A 19,058-nucleotide genomic window follows, 5' to 3' on the forward strand; every position below is an offset into this window, starting at 1 on the left:
CAAAAAACTTGGCGACTTTCTAGCAAGTATATTCTTGACCCCGATAAAGCCCGATAGAGACATTCAGCGGTTGAAATTAGCGTCAAACATCGTAACCATGAGTCATGCTTGCTGCTTCTCCATCTGTTTCAAAGATAAGAAGGGAAACGTCTTTCCTCTATAAATGATACCCAGAAGCAAGTCCTGCCTGCCCTCCACCTCAGATATTTTGATTAAAATTATCGTTAAAAGTACTTTTTAATCAAATAAATTAACGAATAAGAATAAAGGAAGTAGATATAAGCCTTATGTCCTAAATAACAGCTTTAATATTAGCCACTTTTCTTCTTGTTAAGCATGTATCTTCTTGTTCTATTATTAAACTCTTTTTTACATCAACTATATCTCAATTGAACAATTATTATTGCTTTGATCTATCGGATCACTTTGCTGAATCGGGTTCCAGACCATATTCCATATCATAGGCATCAAATATTTCACGAGCAATGGGTGCTGCGCTACTTGATCCATACCCCCCTTCAGGTACAACCACGGCTACTGCCAGTTTTGGATTCTCACGAGGTGCAAAGGCGATGAATACCCCGTTCTCAACATTAATTGACTGACCATTTATATAAATAGTTTGTTGGGAGGTGCCTGTCTTTCTCGCAAAATCATATGGAAACCCACTGAACGCGACATCTACATTGGTAGACATTCCACGTTGAATAGTGCGCCAGTATCTGTCTTCATAATTTGCTGTATTCAGTATTATAGGTTTAACTTTTTTAACTATATTTCCTTCCGAGTCACGTATTTCTTTTACCAGGTGTGGTTCTAGACGCTTTCCTTTATTGGCTAACATCACGGTATATTGTGCAAGCTGCATCGTTGTATACTTCCCTTGTTGTCCAAATGAAGCAAAAGCCAAGCCTGTGAGTGCAGATTGGTTTTCCTGGTTATATTCAATTCTGCCTCTAAATTCTTTGGGTAAATCCACTCCGGTGTCAACGCCCAAGCCAAATTCTTTCATATATCCATCCCATACTTTAATTCCTTCAACATTATACTTATTCCAAAGCTGCTCACCGATCATGTCAATCATAAAAGCATTGGATGATTTCATAATTGCTGTTTCCGGATTTAAGAGCCCATATACGCTACCTGAGGAGTTCCTGACTCTGGTACGGTCTTTACCAAACTCCGCGTATCCTCGATCCTGATATGTTGAATTTGGAGCAAAAAAACCTTCATTTAGGCCAATTAAAACACTCAATGGTTTAATTGTTGACCCCAATAATACGGTTGACTCTGGGTGCTTTCCGGTATCGTTTGGGGGGAAAGATTCAACTGTTCCATTTCTATAGATGTATTTTATCTTTTCATAATCCCATTCCGCATTCGGATCATAATCCGGCATACTTGCCATAGCCACGACATTACCGGTATCCACTTCCATAGCGACAGCAAATGCTGTTTTTGCATTGGAGTGAAGCTTTCCTGAAACAGGAGTTCGCTGTAGCCAATCCAACTGTTCTTTAATAGCTTGTTCTGTTTGAACTTGCACGTTTTTGTTGATGGTCGAGATGATATCGAAACCTTTTTTTGGAGGGAGCATGTTCCCGCCTTCTTCAGGCAAATTCAATGCATTAATTGGGATCTCTTTATAACCACTTTGTCCTCGTAGCACATCCTGATATTGAAGTTCAAGACCATCAACACCAACACTTTCCAGCTCAGAATATACAAGTCCGGGATTAGTTTCAGTTTGATTTAGATTATCAATTTCTTTGTATTTCTCTAGAGTCTTTGATGTTTTAAATGTTTTCATGTAACCAATAGCTTGAACAGCCACACTATCTTCATCATATTTACGTTTACTTTCCTCCACTACACTCAATCCAGGAATGATATTTTTGTTTTGAAGAAAATAAGCGACTTCTCTATCGGATAATTCACTCTTGATCAATCTCGGAGAATAACCTTGAGTCTGTCGATATTGCAGGTCCATCGCATTTAATATATCTTCTACCGACAATTCTTTGCTCCCAGGATCTTTAAATTCCTGAAACACTCCATATAGTTTCTCTGCAAATTGTTTAGCTTCCTCACGATTTGGGTTTTCAGGACCACCTTCCTGTTGACTATAATTTTTATATAAAGTGATATATAGCGACTGAATAGGTTCAGAATATGCCAGTTTCACTTTGCCTGATGAATCATAGATGGTACCTCGGACGGGTAGCATAGGACTCGATCTGGTGACACTTTCATTTTGTAAACGGGCAAGTTCAGGGCCTTCTACAAATTGTATAACAGCAAGACGAATGATAATAATTGAAAAAATGACAAAGGATAAAAAAAAGAAAAAGTTAATGCGTAAATTGGAACTCTTTTGGTTGGCTTCTTCTACATCGTGATGATTGTTCATCTGATACTACTCCTCTTGGTTTGTTCTTAAGAAATATTGTAAAGTTTAAATTTGAAGTAAGTGTGGATTTTGTTATATCAATACAATAAAATTTCAAATGACCGAAGAATTCAAAAGCAAAAAAGCACTACGAAGAACGTAGTGCTTTTTTAATTCACCTTATGGAATTGTAACTATTCTTTGTGACGAAGAAATATTCTATTCACGATAAAAACCAATAATAAAAATGAAGCATAGACCAGACTGACTTGTACCAAGCGTGTTCCATTATTCCAAAATTCATGCCCTATATACGCAAAGGCAATCATAGCAGGGATTTTACCTATACAGGTTGCAAGTATGAAAATCCTAAAATTTAAATGGAATACCCCAGCGTAAATATTGATTGCAGCAGCTGGGAAAAAGGGTATGATGCGAGCAAAAAGAATCGTCCAAAACAGGCGCTGGCTGCTCGTCGTATGCAATTCGTTTAGGAAGGTAAATTTCCGAATGATCCTGCTTCCCCAAGAATGAAGAGAGGACTTTGCCAATACATAGACAATGCTTGCCGCTAAAGTGGAGGTGGCCACGTTCAAAACACTGCCCCATACTACACCATATTTAGCGCCTATCACTCCACCTACGATGCCGAATGGGACCACAGGAAATATAGCAAGCATAGTCACAACGAGAAACATCAGGGGAAAACTAGGCGTATTCTCCCCAGCAATCCATGCATACAATGAATCTCGCTTACTGAAAATGAGAATAAACATAATCAGGTTAGCACCGAATATAATCCATTTTTTCAACCTAACATTCTCCTGAACAGATTTCTAATTTATGTGTGCCTTTTCTTCACTAAAGTACCCACGCAGGGGATACCCCGTATCCCTGCGTGGGTACTTTTATATAATATAACAACAATAGAATCTATAACAAAATATATTTTATACATTTATTAGCTTTAATCACGTCGCCTCTATGAATTACGTATTTTCACACGTTGTAGCCGAAGTGCATTAAGAACAACGGATACTGAACTCAATGCCATCGCAGCACCTGCTACCCATGGGGCCAAGAGGCCGATTGCGGCTATCGGAATACCCAGCGTATTGTAACCGAGTGCCCAGAATAGATTTTGTTTAATGTTAGCCATCGTTTTACGACTCATATAGATGGCATCTGGGATACTGGATAGATCGCCACGCATCAAAGTTACATCAGCAGCTTCCATAGCCACGTCCGTCCCCGTACCAATAGCCATCCCGATGTCTGCCATAGCAAGGGCCGGAGCATCGTTGATACCATCTCCTACCATCGCTACCTTTTTACCTTGAGCTTGCAACTTTTTAACTTCATCCGCTTTTCCTTCAGGAAGAACTTCAGCGAGGACATGATCAATTCCCACTTGAGCCGCTATCGCTTTTGCCGTCCTTTCATTGTCCCCTGTAATCATAATGACCTGGATACCCATTTCTTTTAAACGGCTGACAGCAGCTTGTGAGGTTTCTTTGATAGTATCTGCCACAGCAACCATACCCGCATACTCTTTATCGATAGCGACAAGCATAGCCGTTTTCCCAGATTCCTCTAAAGTAGACATCGTAGTGTAAGCTTGTTTTGCTTCTACATCGAATTTATCCATGAGGCGACGGGTACCAATTAATAATTCTTTACCATCAACAGTAGCCTTGATTCCAAAACCTGGAATGGCTTCAAAGGATTCTGTCCCGGGCAGTTCAATATTTCTTTCCATAATACCCGCAACTATAGCCTCGGCCAATGGATGTTCTGAATTTTTCTCAGCTGCCCCCACAAGTTTAAGGAATTCTGTTTCATCTCCATCGACCAAAACATCGGTAAGTTCAGGTTTACCTTTTGTTACTGTACCTGTTTTATCGAGAATGATCGCATCAATTTTATGGGTCTGTTCCAGATGTTCTCCACCTTTAAATAAGATTCCAAGTTCAGCTGCGCGCCCAGAACCAGCCATAATGGAGGTTGGTGTAGCAAGCCCTAGAGCACAAGGACAAGCAATAACCAGAATTGCAATTGCTTTTTCTAAAGAACCTGCAAAGTCACCAGGTGTAACTATAAAGTACCATACCAAGAATGCCACTACAGCGACACCTACAACAATAGGTACAAAGATCCCGGAGATGACGTCGGCTACCCGTTGAATAGGAGCTTTTGAACCTTGCGCTTCCTCGACCACTTTAATAATTTGTGCAAGAGCAGTTTCTTTACCTACTTTTGTTGCTTTAATTCGAAGCACACCGTTTTTGTTAATGGTGGCTCCAATAACAGCATCCCCAGCTTTTTTTTCAACAGGGAGGCTTTCGCCTGTAAGCATCGATTCATCCACAGATGATAGGCCTTCCAGAACTTCCCCATCGACAGGCACTTTACTACCTGGGCGAACAATTACAACATCACCTGCAATCACTTCTTCCACGGGAATGGTCAATTCTTGACCTTCTCGGACAACTATTGCTGTCTTGGCTTGAAGCCCCATTAGGGATTTAATGGCTTCAGACGTACGTCCTTTTGCCAGGGATTCAAACAGTTTCCCCATTACCACTAATGTAATCAACACGGCACTTGTTTCATAGTACATCGCTGGGCCATGATGTACGCTACCGCCTTCAAACGCCCACACAACGGTTAGATATAGACTGTAAAAGTAGGCTGCTGAGGTCCCTAATGAAACGAGAACGTCCATGTTCGCACTACCATTACGTAATGCTTTATATGCACCAATATAGAAGGGTCTTCCGATATAAAATTGAACAGGAGTTGCTAAAATCAATTGGAACCATGGATTCATAAAGAGATCTGGCAGCCATACCCACGAAGTGAATGAAAAGTGACTTACCATCGCCCAGAGCAAGGGAAATGATAAAATAGCAGAAATAAGAAGTTTCCGTTTTTGTTTTGATAATTCTTTTTGTCGACGTTCCGCCGGGTCGCTTTGTTCCTGTTTGGGTACAGCTTGATATCCAAGTTTCTCTACTCTCTTTTGCATATCAGTCACAGAAACATCTGCCGGATTATATTCGACATGAGCAACTTCCATGGCGAAATTAACGGTGGCCGTGCTTACGCCGGGTAACTTATTCAGAGTCTTCTCGATTTTCAAGGCACAAGCCGCACAAGTCATACCGACAAGTTCCAAATCAACAGCTTCCTTAACTGTACTGTAGCCAAGCTTCTCAATGCTTGCTTCCATCTTACCGATGTCGACTTTACTCGGGTCATACGTTACTGTCGCCTTTTCCATCGCAAAGTTTACGTTAGCTTCTGATACGCCTTCCAGCTTGTTCAGAACCTTTTCAATTTTTAAAGCACAAGCGGCACAAGTCATACCTGTGAGTTGAAGTGATGTTTGTGCTTTTTTCTCTTCGATTGTTGACACTACATATACACCTCACCTTTTAGACTTCGTATCCTTGCTCTTCAATAGTCTCTATAATGCGCTCTAGAGTCACCTTATTTTCATCATATACTACGGTAACAGTGCCATTTTCAAGATTAACATCCCCGTGAACACCGAGTGATTTTAAAGCACCTTCGATCGAGTTGACACAATGCCCACAAGACATGCCTTTCACATTTAACACTACATTTTGCATAATTCATTACTCCTTTTATTCGAGATTTATATTTCGTAAGATTTGCTTGACTCCATATGAATACAATACCCCCCTACCCTATATTATGTCAAGCAAGACTCGATAATTTTCAGCCCATTTTATTGTTGATATGTATTATGTTATTTGTTATTCCCTTTACATAAATCGATTGTTTCTTAGGAATTCGTTAAAGAAGGGGTTTTCTCGGAATTTAAGAACTGATTCTGAGAAAACCCCTTAGGTGTTACTTGTTTTTTATTAAGCGGCCATTTCACGACAGATTTTTGCACAAGCAAAGCATGCTTCTGCGCATTGCTGACAATGCTCAAGATCATGTTTTTTACATTCGTTTCCACACGCTTCACAAGCTTCTGCACAAACCAGACATATAGCTTTAGCATATTTACTATTGATCGACATCGCATGAGCGGCAAATTCGCAGATATCCGCACATTCACGATCCAATCGAATACATTCCTTCATCATTCCAACATGCTCTTCATCCAAACAAGAAACATAACAATGATTACATGCGACCATACATTTTAAACACTCTTCAATACACTCTTTGTACTTTTGATGTGACATTAATAAATCTCCTTTATATATAAATTTAGGGTAGTCCCCTATTCTATATATACCCCATATAGAAATATTCTATTCACGGAGCATTTCAGAAGATAATCAACTACTCTAGAGTATAAGGGATTCATGTGTAATCCGTTTTAATGGTTTAGAAATTTTAATTCCATATGCTCTAATTTCATCTTAGTGAGTTGGCAGAAATAACCTATACCTTAGGTTAGTAAATCGATTTTGCATATATCCTTTCCTAATCAAGAAGTTTTTGCTCAATTTCTTGACGATTGAAGACAAATCCGAAATAAACTTCATTATCAATGAAAATTGTAGGTACCAGGTTTTTACCTGTTCGTTCACGAAGTATAACAGCATTTTCTGGATTATCAGCTATACTAAACTCTGTATACAGTATTTGATGATCATTTAAGAATTTTTTGAAATTTTTGCAATCTTCACAAGTTGGCGTTGTATATACCTCGACATTCATACGCTTCACCTTCTTCTATGTGATCTTACAGTTCAAGAAGATCGACTACAAACGTTATTCAACTATGTCGTAACCTTGATTTTCTATCGCTTCTTTAATAACCGAGAGCTTAAGTTTTGTTTCATCAAATTTCACTTCAACTTTTTCGTCGGCAAGAATCACTTTTGCGTCAGCTCCTATCTGATTCAGAGCCCCTTCTATTGAGTTTACACAATGTCCACATGACATTCCTTTAACTTTTAGCGTAACATTTTCCATTTTCGAATACTCTCCCCTTTTAATTGTGATTTCAATATATGTTATTTCATTATGGATTGAATTGTTTTCATTAATTCATTCACCACTTCAGTATCACCTTATTGATCCCGATCCACCACAAAGTCCTCAATCCGCCCTCTCAAAAGAACGTTGCTGACATCATTTAGCCCTGCCTCAGCAGCCGAAATTTGATTCAATACTTGATCGCAGTAGTTATCTTTCTCAATAAGACCCTTGATTCGCCTTATCTTTCCTTCAATACGATTTAGACGAATTGGCATATTATTTTCTCTTTTGATGAATGGTAACTGTTCCGATTGTATTTGGATGAATAACCTAGTTCTATATTGTCCAATGGAATGTCATTCAATGTACACACCTCCTTTTTCATTAGAATACCCCCCTACCGTATATTTGTCAAAATATTTTGCTGTAAACAAAAAAGGGTTGCAAGAACCCTCTTTTGTTTACAACACTATTTGATTAATTTATTTATAGTAACTAATAATTCATCAATAACTTCGTTTTCACCTTCCTGAATGCGTTCCATTACACAGCTTTTCATGTGATGCTCTAACAAAAGTTTACCTACCCCGTTCAATGCTGCTTGGACTGAAGAGATTTGATTCAGCACATTATCACAATAAGTGTCCTTTTCTATTAATCCCTTTAGTCCTCTAACTTGTCCCTCAATTCTGTTAAGCCGGCTAATCAAATTATTCTTTGTTTTCTCAGAATGATGACTTCTACGTTCTTCGGTGTTACATGACTCCTGCTCTTGAATTAAATCCCCCATGTTCCGATCACTCCTTTTCTTTATACATTTATTATACTATAGCCCCCCTATACTATACAAAATGAAAATCAACCACATTATTTCTACATAAATTATCTATACTATTATTGTTATTACCAAACAAATACAAAACATGGAGGAAAGATATATGAAAAAATCTATGCTTATAAAGAGAATTATCGTAATTAGTTCTTTTGCTATTTTTGCTACGGGATGTGCAAATGCTATTAAAAACAACGCAATGGAAGAAATGGATCATTCAAACATGAATAATCCTACAACGGTTAATTCCAGTCCTAATACCGTGAAATTCACATCTGCTACTCCAGTGGTAAACGGTAAAGAATTCGCGATCACTGCCGAAGAGAGCAATCTTGAAGTTTCCAAAGGTAAGATATTACCTGTTTGGACATTCAACAATTCTGTCCCCGGACCTCAAATCCGTGTAAAAGTTGGAGATAACGTAAAAATCAATTTAAAAAATGAATTGAATCAGCCTGTCTCCATTCATTGGCACGGCTATCCGGTTCCCAATAATATGGATGGCATACCTGGCGTCACACAAGATGCTGTTGAACCAGGTAAAACATTTACGTATGTTTTCAAAGCCAATGTACCAGGTACCTATTGGTACCATTCTCACCAAGACAGTGTAAACCAAGTGGATAAAGGACTGTATGGTTCGCTTGTTGTTGAAGAACTCAAAAATGACTATGACCGGGACTACACTCTTATGTTAGATGAATGGATGAGTTCTGGCGACATGAGTATGGGTGATTCCGACAGCAAGGATATGAAAGATATGGATCATAATGAAATGAATATGTCCGATTCGGATAAGAATATGGACGAGGACACGTTGAGTATGGGCGGACATGATATGAGCATGTATGACCTATACACGGTAAACGGAAAAACAGGTCCTGCCATTGAGAAGCTAGCTGTGAAAGAAGGAGATAAAGTTAGAATTCGCCTAATTAATGCAGGATTTATCAGTCATCAAATGCACTTACATGGCCACAATTTTAAAGTAATTGCTTCGGATGGTCAGCCTATTAATGAACCCGGGGTGATTAAAGATCAAATTCTTTCTATTGCTCCTGGAGAACGTTATGATATTGAATTTACAGCGGATAATCCAGGCTCCTGGCTACTTGAGGAACACGGAACTGAAAAACCGATACAAAATATGAAAGCCGTTATCCAATATGAAGGTTCAAAAGTTCAAAATGACATTTCTAATACTTCTCTCAAGCTTCCCGTGTTTGATTTAGAGAAATACGGTAACATTTCAAATCCTAAATTTTCTTTGAATCAAACATTTGATCAGAACGTGACTATGAATTTAAATACGGAGATGAAAGACGGAGAAATGGTTTACACAATCAACGGAAAGGTGTTTCCGGATACAGATGTCATACAAGTCAAGAAAGGTGACAAGGTCAAAGTTACTTTTGTAAATCAGTCCAAGACGGATGACCATCCCATGCATCTCCATGGTCAATTTTTCCAAGTACTAAGTAAAAATGGTCAATCCTATCAGGGGTCAACGATCATGAAAGATACCCTAAATATTAAACCAGGAGAAACCTACGTTGTTGCTTTTGAAGCCGATAACCCAGGAGATTGGATGTTCCATTGCCATGATTTGCACCATGCTTCCGCGGGAATGGTAACGGAAGTAGTGTATACAGATTATGAAAGTAACTATACACCTGATCCGAATGTAGATAACGTGGCTGAATAAGGATAATTAATGAGAAGCATTTTCCACGCTCTACTATAAACTGCTGATACAAATGACAAGTCTAGTCAATGAGATACTAAAAAACAGAAGAATCCATTATGCGGCGATCTTCTCCGGAATCCAACCGAGGAGTGATCGCCGCATTTGTTTTGATGCCCCTAATTGTAAAACAAGCGATACTGACATAATGTAGGCCCTACTGCTACAAATTATGGGTTTCTCTAGATTTAGTTCCTCAATTTTCAGTAACAAAAATGATTTTTGCGTTCTATCTCCGGATTTGGTCCACGCTCTTGATCTTAAACGTCACTCTCATTCGGTTGTTGATCTGCCATCAGACGAACATTCCTATTGCTTATTGCTTTTCCTATTTGGGTGGCATAAGAAAATCCCCCGGTATAATGAGCTCATTTTAACATGATCTCTATCTCGAGGGATTGATACCATCAGCTTTTCAAAAATGTTGGTCATTTTTGTTCAGCAAAGGCTCGTTTTTCGTTTTTGTTTTCTCATCTTCTTTGGAGAACTTTGTTAAAGATAAAGGATTACAAAATCATTCTTTTGGAAGAAGGAACGGAAAAGGAATACACACGATTTTCAATATATATTTGATGCCATAATATAAATACAAGGATGGTCCACAATTTACGGCTTACATCCAATTTTCCTTCCTTATGGATCTCAAGTAGCTGCAAAACATACGCTTTATTGATCCATTGATCTACGTCTGCCGTCATAATCAGATTTTTAGCCCATGTGTACCATTCACTTTTCAACCATACCCTGGTAGGCACAGGAAAACCTAATTTTTTTCGGTGCTGTACATCAGGTGGAACCACACCTTTCATAGCTTCACGGAGCAATAATTTGGTTGCTGTAGGTGTAACTTTATACTTTGTGGGAATTGTAGCAGCTAATTCAAATACTTTTGTGTCTACAAAGGGAACCCGAAGTTCCAAGGAATTAGCCATAGACATTTTATCTGCTTTCATTAGGATGTTTCCACGCAGCCAAGTATGAATATCAATATACTGCATCTGCGTGACTTCATCATATAACTTCGCTTGGTTATAAAGCGGCTTAGTCACCTGAAGAGTCGGTTCACATACCCCCTGCTCCGTTAACCATGGTGCTAATACCTTATCTTTTTCATGATCCATAAAAATTTTCGCATTCCCAAAGTAACGTTCTTGTAGAATAAGACTACCTCTTTCCAAAAATCCCTTGCCTTTCATGCCATCGGGCATTAACCTTCCAAGATGTCCTGCAAGACTTCTCAATCTTCCTGGAAGATCCTGAAACATACGGAGAGCATATGGTTCCTGATAAATGTTGTAGCCACCAAAAAATTCATCCGCGCCCTCTCCTGAGAAGGCCATTTTAACATGCTGACTAGCCAACCTCGATACAAAGTAGAGACCCACGGCTGAGGGGTCTGCTACTGGCTCATCCATATGCCATATTAGAGAAGGTAGTATATCTATATAGTCGCGGGCATTAATCCGAATTTCATGATGCTCAGTCCCAAAATAAGCGGCTGTCTTTCTGGCATCATCCAATTCACTATATCCCGGCATATCGAATCCAACGCTGAATGTTTGGGTTGGTTCCAATTGATGAAGTAATCCAACTAAACTGCTTGAATCAATACCGCCCGATAAGAATGCGCCCCTGGGGACATCTGAGTTCTTGTGAATACACACCGATTCCGTTATTACCGATCGAGTCTCCTCTACTAAATCGGAATAGGACCTGTTTTCATTTGGCTCAAACTTCACTTCGTAATACGGTTTAATGATCAATTCATTATCCTGTACAATCAAATAATGGCCGGCTTTCAATTTATGGATTCCTTTGAACATGGTTGAAGGTTCAGGTACATATTGAAATGTAAGATAATGATATAGTGCATTCTCATCTACTTCCCGATCAATCCTACCTGAAGCCAGTATCGATTTAATTTCAGAACCAATCATGTATCCAAAGGCGGTTTCACTGAAATATACAGGCTTTATCCCGAAATGATCCCTTGCCGCAAATAAAAGATCTTTTTTTCGATCCCATATGGTGAAACCAAACATGCCCCGTAAATAGCTGACACATTTAATTCCAACGTCTTCATAAAGCCTCAGCAGCACTTCAGTATCCGAATCTGTATAAAATGTATGACCTTTTTGGCTTAACCAATCCTTCAACTCTTTATAATTATAAATCTCCCCATTGAATACAAGCCAAATATCTCTGGTCTTATTGGTCATGGGCTGCGCCCCGTGCGCGATATCCAGTATACTTAGTCTCCTGAAGCCCAAACCGATATGATCATTGATATACATACCTTCATCATCTGGGCCACGATGAGCTATGGAGTCTGTCATATTTTGCAGAAGGTTTGCATCTACTGGCATACGATATTTGTTATATATACTTACAAATCCACACATTGGGCTAATCTCCTCTAATCAATATAAGATTAGTTTAGCCTTCATGTATGTGGAATTTGTGAAAATAATATGGTCTGTACTATAAATCACAGTTTCCTTAGTTATCTATTTATTTTCAGGTTTTGTTCAACTACAAATGGTGGTATCTGTTCAGAGGTAGTTGTGAAACAAAATGGACAAACCCGTGAATTACTCACGAGCTCGTCCATTTTTTTTAATGACTATCGTCAATCATTTTAAGATAGTTCTGATCGCTAACCACTCGGCGAGCTGTAACATATCTGGTTTTATAATAACTTTCAGATAAGCTACTAATTCGAACACCTTTACTGCTTGAAGAATGTGCAAATTGATTATTACCTACATAAATACCTGCATGGGAGATGCTACGACCATTCGTATTGAAGAAGACGAGATCTCCTGGACGGAGTTCTTCTTTCTCTACAAACGATCCCTTCTTTGCTTGCATACTGGAGGTACGCGGCAAATCTAATTTAAACGCATTAAATACATACAAGATAAAGCCGGAACAATCAAAACCCGATGTCGTTGTGCCGCCATATAGGTATGGAGTTCCAACTACTTCTTTTACTTCTGCAGTTAGTTTTGCCTGACTAGCAAATGCTCCCGTTGCAGTAGACGTAAATAAAACTGTTGCTCCAAGCACCGACAAAATTACTTTTTTCAAACTCTTGTTCCTCCCTTTGTTGCCTACGGAGTTAGCTTAAGGATTCGGTTAAAGGATCCCTATATTCTTTTTGTGCAAGAATAATTCACCCAACAAATGGTTCCCCCGTTTTCAAGACGAAATTCGGCAAAAATAGTTAATAATTTGTAACCATAATGAGTATTATAGTTTTAAATTGTGTGGATTTTATGTAGAAATTTCGTAAATCTTAGTGTACGAAAAAATGAAGCGACCGCCTCCTGTCGAATTCAGGTAAGCAATCGCTTCTTTTATTGTTAACTGACAATGCTGTATCGCTCACGACCCCTCTACACTGTATAACCACTTATAACCTATACCCCAAACCGTTTGAATGGGGTTTTGATTTAATCCAGCCAATTGCAATTTCTCGCGGATATTTTTGATATGAGTATCAACGACTCGATTATCCCCGAAAAAATCGTTTCCCCACAGACGTTCTATTATTTCATCTCTAGAGAAAACTCTTTGTGGATGTTCCGCCAATATAAGAAGGATATCAAGTTCTTTTTGGGTAAACTCCAGACTTGTGTCTAATACAAACACCTGTCTTCTATCTGGGTAAATAATCAGATCCGAATACACGATCTTTTTACCGGCTTCTTTTAAGCTCGAATATTGAGAGGAACGTCGAACAAGCGCATACAAACGAGCGATGAGCTCATCCGAATTAACAGGTTTCACCATATAATCATCTGCACCCACACCTAACCCATGTACCTTATCCTTCACATCCCCTCGAGCTGTAAGCATCAATATTGGTGTTTCACTAAAATCTCTGATTTTTTTACAAAGATGCCAACCATCCATATCCGGCATCATAACGTCTAATAAAATGACATGATACGAATGTTTCTGAAGATAGGACAGAGCTTCGGTTCCATTATGAGCTTCCGTAATATCAAAACCTTCTTTAGTTAAATAAATACGCAAGAGATTTCTCATATTCCATTCGTCATCAATAACTAATGCTTTCAACTTATTCATACGGTTACCACCACCCAATAAAATCTATAACATCATAGCCTACACCAAAGGCCATGAACTTTTTCTTCTTACTGTGACTTTCAAATCATTAGCTCATTTGATTCACATATTATAATTTAAAGCTATGTGGTTTCAATGAAGATGTGATGGGAGGGAAAAATATTTTAAATGATGTGCCCACTCCAATCTTACTCTCTACATTTATTGTTCCTCCTTGTTGTAACACAAGACTTTGAACAATAGACAGCCCAAGTCCTGTTCCTCCATATTCACGTGACCTAGATTTCTCAACTCTGTAAAAGCGTTCAAATATGAATGGAAGTTCTTCAGCTGAAATCCCTGGTCCGGAATCGCTAATATTAATCGCTACTCCACCTACTTCGGAAGTTAGTGAAACTTGGATATTCCCATCAGCTGTGTAACGAATTGCATTATCCAATAGGTTTAAAATGATCTGTTCTAACCGATTGGGGTCCACAAAAATATGGGGTACGGGACTCAACTTACTTTGAATAGTAAGATCTTTCTCTTGGGCTTTTAATTGAACCTTATCTATAGACCTCTGGATGATCGAAGTGGGTTCGACTGACATTAGCTTCAAGTCAATTTTACCTTCCTCCATTTTAGACAGTTCAAAGAGATCATTTATGATTACATTCAAACGTTGTGCTTCCTCTGAAATAATTTGTAGATATTTTTTCTTTTCTTCTTCATTTTCCACAAGATCTTTAGCCAAAATATCCGCATACCCTTCTAAGTAAGTAATGGGTGTCCTCAATTCATGGGAGACGTTGGCAAAAAACTCAGAACGATTATCTCGATATTGCTTTAATTCTCTAGCCAGGTCGTTTATGGCTTGTGACAATGAACCAATCTCATCTTTAGTTTCTACAGGGATTTTTAAATTCAGTTCTCCTTTGGCAATCTGACGAGTTGCTTTTTCAATTTTTAACAAGGGATTAGATAATCTTTTAGATAAAAAAAAGATGCATCCCATCGCGAGCAACAGTGATCCAATGCCGGCTATAAAAAGTAAATTTCTGATCGTTTGGATCGATTCTTTCATGTTTTCTAGAGAACTAATCACATAAATTCCTTTGACTGTTGGAATTGTGGTCACGGGGATACCATGAAGCAAGTAAAGTTTGTTATTAAAAGTAAATTCTTTTTCCACCTTCTGCCCTTCTAACAATTTATCATTCTCCCAGATATATTCAGGGAGGGTAGGAATGCCTGAAGCCTTTGATTCAATGAAGGTTCCTTTTGAGCTCAAAATATACATCTGAACCCCCGTAAAATCGGCCATTTGTTCTGCACTGGTACCTTGCTCCTCAAGCATAGAGGACAAATGTGCTGCTAACTCGTTGGCTTCATCGTGTACTTTAGATGATAAGAAATTCGTAAATATGAGGTTAAGTACAATACTTAGCAATATTAAAATTCCAATAAACAAACTGAAAATGGTAAAGCTCAGTTTTAAATGAATTTTATTCCATGTCAAATGCATCACCTTTTTTATCGTTATTAAGAAACAAAACAGTCGCCAAAATGGCGACTTCATAAATTTTCCCTTCAGAAAGGACGAGATTATTTTTTACTAACAGTACTATGGCATTAAATTTAGATATTAAAACGGAATTTCCCCAATCAGTGGTTAATTTCATTTTCGCCATTTACTATAAATTTAAAGCCATTCCCTTTAATTCTTCTACAGAGATCCTCTTCAAAAACTTACTGAATTTTTCTTTACCTTTTGCGTGTACTTTGTAGTAATCAATTATGTTCAATACAGTTTGTGTCACTTCCGCTTCCGTTAAACCAGCTAAAAAAGTTCTGCTAAAGAAGCTTTGATTCCCTTTGGATCTCCACCAACATAAATATCGAATTTCTCTTTCATTTTAACGATGCCGATATCTCTCAGAAGGGGTTCACTAGTCCCAAGTGCGCAGCCAGCATATCCGACCTTAAGAGGTGTCGGTGTCAATATACCCGCTATAGCTTTATTTAATTTTTGAGCAATATCTAGTCCAGTATCCTCAGCTCCCCTGCAGAAGGTGCAGGCTATCAGGCTCTTGGTTGCAAAACCTGCTGGGTTTACCTCAAGTCCGATGCTTCGAAGATTGTCCGTTATAATCCTTTCCGATTCAACCGATACTTCAATATATAATTGTTTAAACGGAGTCATTTCAGTCTTTGCTCTGGACCCATAAGTTTACTAATGGCTGAAAGTTGTCCCGCAGTAAATAAGCTACCTCCTACTTGAACCGGTGGAGAAACTGCAATCATCAATCTTTCATTGTTCACCTTTTTTCCCCTTTAACCGATTTATTTTTCCTTGGATGCCTTGATCGTAATTTAACGATCTTAGTATACCCCCCTATGGTATTATATTCAACCCTTTCTTTTTACTACATAGTATGCTGAAAATTCTATTCAACCTATCATTATTGACAATATCCTTACAGATATCCATCTGTCCGTAGTAAGGATCGGATTATATCTGAGCTGTTCTTCATGATTCCCTTAAAGACCATTTTGCTCCACCATCATTGCTTTCATAAACCGAATACTGATCTGTCACGATGACCAGCCGATTTGGATCTTGCTTTGAACCTTTGATCCCCAAAGGCATCTCACCATGTAAGTCTACCTCAAGGTCAGACCACTTTTCTAAATCTGTAGATTTTAAAAGACCACTTTCTGTCATGATAATCGTGCCTCCATCGGATAAAGAAAGTACCTCGTATGCTGGCTCGTTGGTAATCTGGATTTGCTCTATATCGCTGTCCTTGATGTTATAGCGAACCAGACCTGTTTCCGTAGCAGCCAAAATGGTTTCTGTAGCCGAGGGAAGTATGGAAATGGAATAAGCCCCTTGAGGTATGCTCCCGACACTTTGCCACTGTTCACCTCCATCTTTCGTTTCATACAAATTTTTGTCAGCACCAGCGAGCATCGCAAATAAATGACTTGAGTTCTTCGGATCCATTGCTAAATAGTGTACATCGGGCTCATTGGGTTTTGCTTGACTTGGAAGACCATTCTCAGCAGTTTCCCAGGTCTCCCCGCCATCATTAGAACGTTTTACAAATCCATGCCCTGCAACAATAATGTTTAAGGGATTATTGGGATTCGTTTCAATTGCCATCACATCACTTGTCATAAGTTCTTTAAAAGTTCGCTGCCATCTTTGATCTATAAGTTCATATACTCCGTTATGAGTACCCATCCATATGGTTGTATCATTGGCTGCATAACTAAAGATATGAGGATGGGTGTTGGTCTGGGCCGTTAATACATCCAAATTTGATTTAGTTTCCTTTTTAACCCCTCCCCAAATAGCAAAACCGACAATCACCACTAATAATAATGCGAAATAAAAGCCGATACCCAAGGTAAACCCTTTTTTCTTTATAGGCATGTACCGTTCTCTCCTCACCACTGATAATGTTAGGTCATTATAGAGAAAAATTGTGAAGATTCTGCGAGTTTTAACGTAGAAATGAGGAGGAGGACTCTATTAGTACATGATGGTATAGCCTAAAAATTATTCATTTAACAGCTTGAGCCATAAGGTTAAAACGAGCTTCATGGATGAATATAGCCAATAGTCACTTCGCTTTAAATTGGGGTGAAATCGCAATAAAAAAACCCAATCAGCGAAAGCTAATTAGGGTGTGGATGATATCTTGCTACTATGAAAGTGTTGATCCATGGTCTTCATGCCAGATTTGGTGAATTACATCGGCCAAGATTGAAATCGTTCTGTAATTTTCTTCTAATACATTCTCTACACCGCCGATTTCGATAAGGGCACTTGATTCAGCAAGCGATTGGTTGTATTTTCCGTTACCACTAGAATGATCTTTTGAGTATATCCCCTTCGATAATCCTGGTATTTTTTTATTTAATTTGTTTTGTATTCTGGTGGCAAATTTCATCGTTTCTTTCCAGTTGGGATTTTCCTTTCCTACAACAAAATATAATTGTGCATAGTTAAGTTTATCAAACATAATGGTCGTCTGATCTTTGGGTTGTGAATCACGATGGATATCGAAGACATAGTCAAGTGATTTGTGGTTAGACAATTCCTGGCTCAACGTAGTCTTTGAATAACTGTAGGATTTAGCGTATTCGAAGTTCTTGACTATACTCGGATAGTCTACAGTAGATTGAATCACATTCATCCCTTTCGCTAATAATTTATTCGTGAGGTCCTTTCCCAGTAAGGTGACATTAGTATTAGAATCAAATGCTTCATCGGCAGAGATTTTGCCTTGCAGCTCTGGTAACCAAGATTCACGATTATGAGTATGATAAATAAGAACTTGTGGTTGGGTGGATCGAGAAGCACTTTTTTGATGGGTTATATTTTTCGTTACAGATACGTTGTTTGGCTTCTTAGTCACATGCTCATGGTTTGTATTTTCTGTTTTAGTCGGAGGGTTGGTTAGCTTATCTTCAGAATTCTGCGTGTTCTTACTTAGTTTGGGTATCTCTTTTGATACTGCGCCGGCCGATTGATCTGCAGTGATATCCTTTACCTCTACCTGACTGCGTTGAGGTAAGATTTCCTCTAATGGAGTTAAGTCAATGTACATAGGGATAACTTTCAAGGAGATAATGAAAGATGATAGAAATGTAAAAACGACTAACTTTCCCATTCTTGTTTTTCGAGCCATTTCGTTTCTCCCTCTCTTTTTCATTTTGTCTCTATTATTTCTATTCACTTTTTCATAGAATAGAACAACATTCCTATCCCAGCCCACAATAAAAATAGGAAGGCTCTCATAGCTTTCCTATGGATTTATATAATCAAGTCTGTTCTCTATTGGCCATATATATTTCATAGTTATAAATTCCCTTATGTTTACACCGTTTTTAGAGTGTCTGTTCATAGGGACAGTTATCGACTTAAGGGCTGAAATTTGTGAAAAAAGGTACTCCGATACTTCAAGGACATATCTTTAAAAGGTAAACATCAATCTTCCCTAAACATAAATTTAATTTTGAACACTAGAGACAATTAA

At 38.4% G+C, this 19,058-nt stretch carries 18 protein-coding genes and 1 riboswitch; of the genes, 1 reads left to right on the forward strand and 17 read right to left on the reverse strand.

What is annotated here, in order from left to right:
* Nucleotides 1-421: 421 nt before the first annotated feature.
* The 9 genes from AB3N00_RS27315 to AB3N00_RS27355 all read right to left on the reverse strand — a co-directional run bounded on the left by AB3N00_RS27315 (nucleotide 422) and on the right by AB3N00_RS27355 (nucleotide 8,147).
* Nucleotides 422-2,410: a peptidoglycan D,D-transpeptidase FtsI family protein gene (locus tag AB3N00_RS27315; protein WP_110821635.1), complete on the reverse strand. Its 1,989-nt coding sequence runs from the start codon at nucleotides 2,408-2,410 to the stop codon at nucleotides 422-424.
* A 173-nt stretch (nucleotides 2,411-2,583) separates the two neighbouring features.
* Complete coding sequence (locus AB3N00_RS27320) at nucleotides 2,584-3,201, reverse strand: TVP38/TMEM64 family protein (protein WP_110821634.1); 618 nt, start codon at nucleotides 3,199-3,201, stop codon at nucleotides 2,584-2,586.
* A 170-nt stretch (nucleotides 3,202-3,371) separates the two neighbouring features.
* A complete protein-coding gene (locus AB3N00_RS27325) occupies nucleotides 3,372-5,807 on the reverse strand; it encodes a heavy metal translocating P-type ATPase (RefSeq protein WP_110821633.1) in 2,436 nt (811 codons plus the stop codon).
* Between the two features lie 19 nt (nucleotides 5,808-5,826).
* Nucleotides 5,827-6,024, reverse strand: coding sequence for a cation transporter (locus AB3N00_RS27330; protein ID WP_110821632.1), 198 nt, complete (start codon nucleotides 6,022-6,024; stop codon nucleotides 5,827-5,829).
* Between the two features lie 258 nt (nucleotides 6,025-6,282).
* On the reverse strand, nucleotides 6,283-6,612 hold the full coding sequence (locus AB3N00_RS27335) for a four-helix bundle copper-binding protein (protein WP_110821631.1): 330 nt from the start codon (nucleotides 6,610-6,612) through the stop codon (nucleotides 6,283-6,285).
* A 244-nt stretch (nucleotides 6,613-6,856) separates the two neighbouring features.
* Complete coding sequence (locus AB3N00_RS27340) at nucleotides 6,857-7,093, reverse strand: glutaredoxin family protein (RefSeq protein ID WP_110821630.1); 237 nt, start codon at nucleotides 7,091-7,093, stop codon at nucleotides 6,857-6,859.
* Between the two features lie 54 nt (nucleotides 7,094-7,147).
* Nucleotides 7,148-7,351: a cation transporter gene (locus tag AB3N00_RS27345; RefSeq protein WP_110821629.1), complete on the reverse strand. Its 204-nt coding sequence runs from the start codon at nucleotides 7,349-7,351 to the stop codon at nucleotides 7,148-7,150.
* 98 nt (nucleotides 7,352-7,449) lie between these two features.
* Nucleotides 7,450-7,632 (reverse strand): metal-sensing transcriptional repressor, encoded by a 183-nt coding sequence (locus AB3N00_RS27350; RefSeq protein WP_258377758.1) that lies wholly within the window; start codon nucleotides 7,630-7,632, stop codon nucleotides 7,450-7,452.
* A gap of 194 nt (nucleotides 7,633-7,826) precedes the next feature.
* Nucleotides 7,827-8,147 carry a metal-sensitive transcriptional regulator gene (locus tag AB3N00_RS27355; RefSeq protein ID WP_079350242.1) on the reverse strand — a complete coding sequence of 107 codons (321 nt, stop codon included), beginning with the start codon at nucleotides 8,145-8,147 and terminating at the stop codon, nucleotides 7,827-7,829.
* A gap of 148 nt (nucleotides 8,148-8,295) precedes the next feature.
* On the opposite strand from AB3N00_RS27355, the gene AB3N00_RS27360 reads away from it, so the two are divergent.
* A complete protein-coding gene (locus tag AB3N00_RS27360; RefSeq protein WP_258377757.1) occupies nucleotides 8,296-9,894 on the forward strand; it encodes a multicopper oxidase family protein in 1,599 nt (532 codons plus the stop codon).
* Between the two features lie 545 nt (nucleotides 9,895-10,439).
* Here AB3N00_RS27360 and asnB read toward each other — a convergent pair.
* The 8 genes from asnB to spoIIP form a co-directional block, all read right to left on the reverse strand.
* On the reverse strand, nucleotides 10,440-12,335 hold the full coding sequence (gene asnB, locus AB3N00_RS27365; protein ID WP_110821628.1) for an asparagine synthase (glutamine-hydrolyzing): 1,896 nt from the start codon (nucleotides 12,333-12,335) through the stop codon (nucleotides 10,440-10,442).
* A gap of 214 nt (nucleotides 12,336-12,549) precedes the next feature.
* Nucleotides 12,550-13,023 carry a C40 family peptidase gene (locus AB3N00_RS27370; RefSeq protein WP_110821627.1) on the reverse strand — a complete coding sequence of 158 codons (474 nt, stop codon included), beginning with the start codon at nucleotides 13,021-13,023 and terminating at the stop codon, nucleotides 12,550-12,552.
* 5 nt (nucleotides 13,024-13,028) lie between these two features.
* A riboswitch (cyclic di-AMP (ydaO/yuaA leader) is annotated at nucleotides 13,029-13,162 on the reverse strand.
* Between the two features lie 158 nt (nucleotides 13,163-13,320).
* A complete protein-coding gene (locus AB3N00_RS27375; RefSeq protein WP_110821626.1) occupies nucleotides 13,321-14,028 on the reverse strand; it encodes a response regulator transcription factor in 708 nt (235 codons plus the stop codon).
* A gap of 109 nt (nucleotides 14,029-14,137) precedes the next feature.
* Nucleotides 14,138-15,529: an ATP-binding protein gene (locus AB3N00_RS27380; RefSeq protein WP_110821625.1), complete on the reverse strand. Its 1,392-nt coding sequence runs from the start codon at nucleotides 15,527-15,529 to the stop codon at nucleotides 14,138-14,140.
* Nucleotides 15,516-15,701, reverse strand: a complete 186-nt coding sequence (locus AB3N00_RS27385; RefSeq protein ID WP_110821624.1) for a hypothetical protein — start codon at nucleotides 15,699-15,701, stop codon at nucleotides 15,516-15,518. Before AB3N00_RS27385 ends, AB3N00_RS27380 begins: the two co-directional genes overlap by 14 nt.
* Nucleotides 15,702-15,850: 149 nt before the next feature.
* A complete protein-coding gene (locus AB3N00_RS27390; RefSeq protein WP_258377755.1) occupies nucleotides 15,851-16,213 on the reverse strand; it encodes a hypothetical protein in 363 nt (120 codons plus the stop codon).
* A gap of 327 nt (nucleotides 16,214-16,540) precedes the next feature.
* On the reverse strand, nucleotides 16,541-17,449 hold the full coding sequence (locus AB3N00_RS27395) for a WD40/YVTN/BNR-like repeat-containing protein (RefSeq protein ID WP_110821623.1): 909 nt from the start codon (nucleotides 17,447-17,449) through the stop codon (nucleotides 16,541-16,543).
* A gap of 274 nt (nucleotides 17,450-17,723) precedes the next feature.
* Nucleotides 17,724-18,710 (reverse strand): stage II sporulation protein P, encoded by a 987-nt coding sequence (spoIIP, locus tag AB3N00_RS27400; RefSeq protein WP_181429895.1) that lies wholly within the window; start codon nucleotides 18,708-18,710, stop codon nucleotides 17,724-17,726.
* Between the last annotated feature and the right edge of the window lie 348 nt (nucleotides 18,711-19,058).

The sequence above is a fragment of the Paenibacillus xylanilyticus genome (genome assembly GCF_047246825.1).
Classification (GTDB): Bacteria; Bacillota; Bacilli; order Paenibacillales; family Paenibacillaceae; genus Paenibacillus; species Paenibacillus xylanilyticus_B.

Coding starts and splice junctions, on each gene's coding strand:
- AB3N00_RS27375 (WP_110821626.1), bottom strand. CDS start 14,028: ATGAATAAGTTGAAAGCATTAGTTATTGATGACGAATGGAATATGAGA.
- spoIIP (WP_181429895.1), bottom strand. CDS start 18,710: ATGGCTCGAAAAACAAGAATGGGAAAGTTAGTCGTTTTTACATTTCTA.
- asnB (WP_110821628.1), bottom strand. CDS start 12,335: ATGTGTGGATTTGTAAGTATATATAACAAATATCGTATGCCAGTAGAT.
- AB3N00_RS27395 (WP_110821623.1), bottom strand. CDS start 17,449: ATGCCTATAAAGAAAAAAGGGTTTACCTTGGGTATCGGCTTTTATTTC.
- AB3N00_RS27360 (WP_258377757.1), top strand. CDS start 8,296: ATGAAAAAATCTATGCTTATAAAGAGAATTATCGTAATTAGTTCTTTT.
- AB3N00_RS27345 (WP_110821629.1), bottom strand. CDS start 7,351: ATGGAAAATGTTACGCTAAAAGTTAAAGGAATGTCATGTGGACATTGT.
- AB3N00_RS27315 (WP_110821635.1), bottom strand. CDS start 2,410: ATGAACAATCATCACGATGTAGAAGAAGCCAACCAAAAGAGTTCCAAT.
- AB3N00_RS27350 (WP_258377758.1), bottom strand. CDS start 7,632: ATGCCAATTCGTCTAAATCGTATTGAAGGAAAGATAAGGCGAATCAAG.
- AB3N00_RS27340 (WP_110821630.1), bottom strand. CDS start 7,093: ATGAATGTCGAGGTATATACAACGCCAACTTGTGAAGATTGCAAAAAT.
- AB3N00_RS27330 (WP_110821632.1), bottom strand. CDS start 6,024: ATGCAAAATGTAGTGTTAAATGTGAAAGGCATGTCTTGTGGGCATTGT.
- AB3N00_RS27355 (WP_079350242.1), bottom strand. CDS start 8,147: ATGGGGGATTTAATTCAAGAGCAGGAGTCATGTAACACCGAAGAACGT.
- AB3N00_RS27335 (WP_110821631.1), bottom strand. CDS start 6,612: ATGTCACATCAAAAGTACAAAGAGTGTATTGAAGAGTGTTTAAAATGT.
- AB3N00_RS27385 (WP_110821624.1), bottom strand. CDS start 15,701: ATGGCGAAAATGAAATTAACCACTGATTGGGGAAATTCCGTTTTAATA.
- AB3N00_RS27390 (WP_258377755.1), bottom strand. CDS start 16,213: ATGACTCCGTTTAAACAATTATATATTGAAGTATCGGTTGAATCGGAA.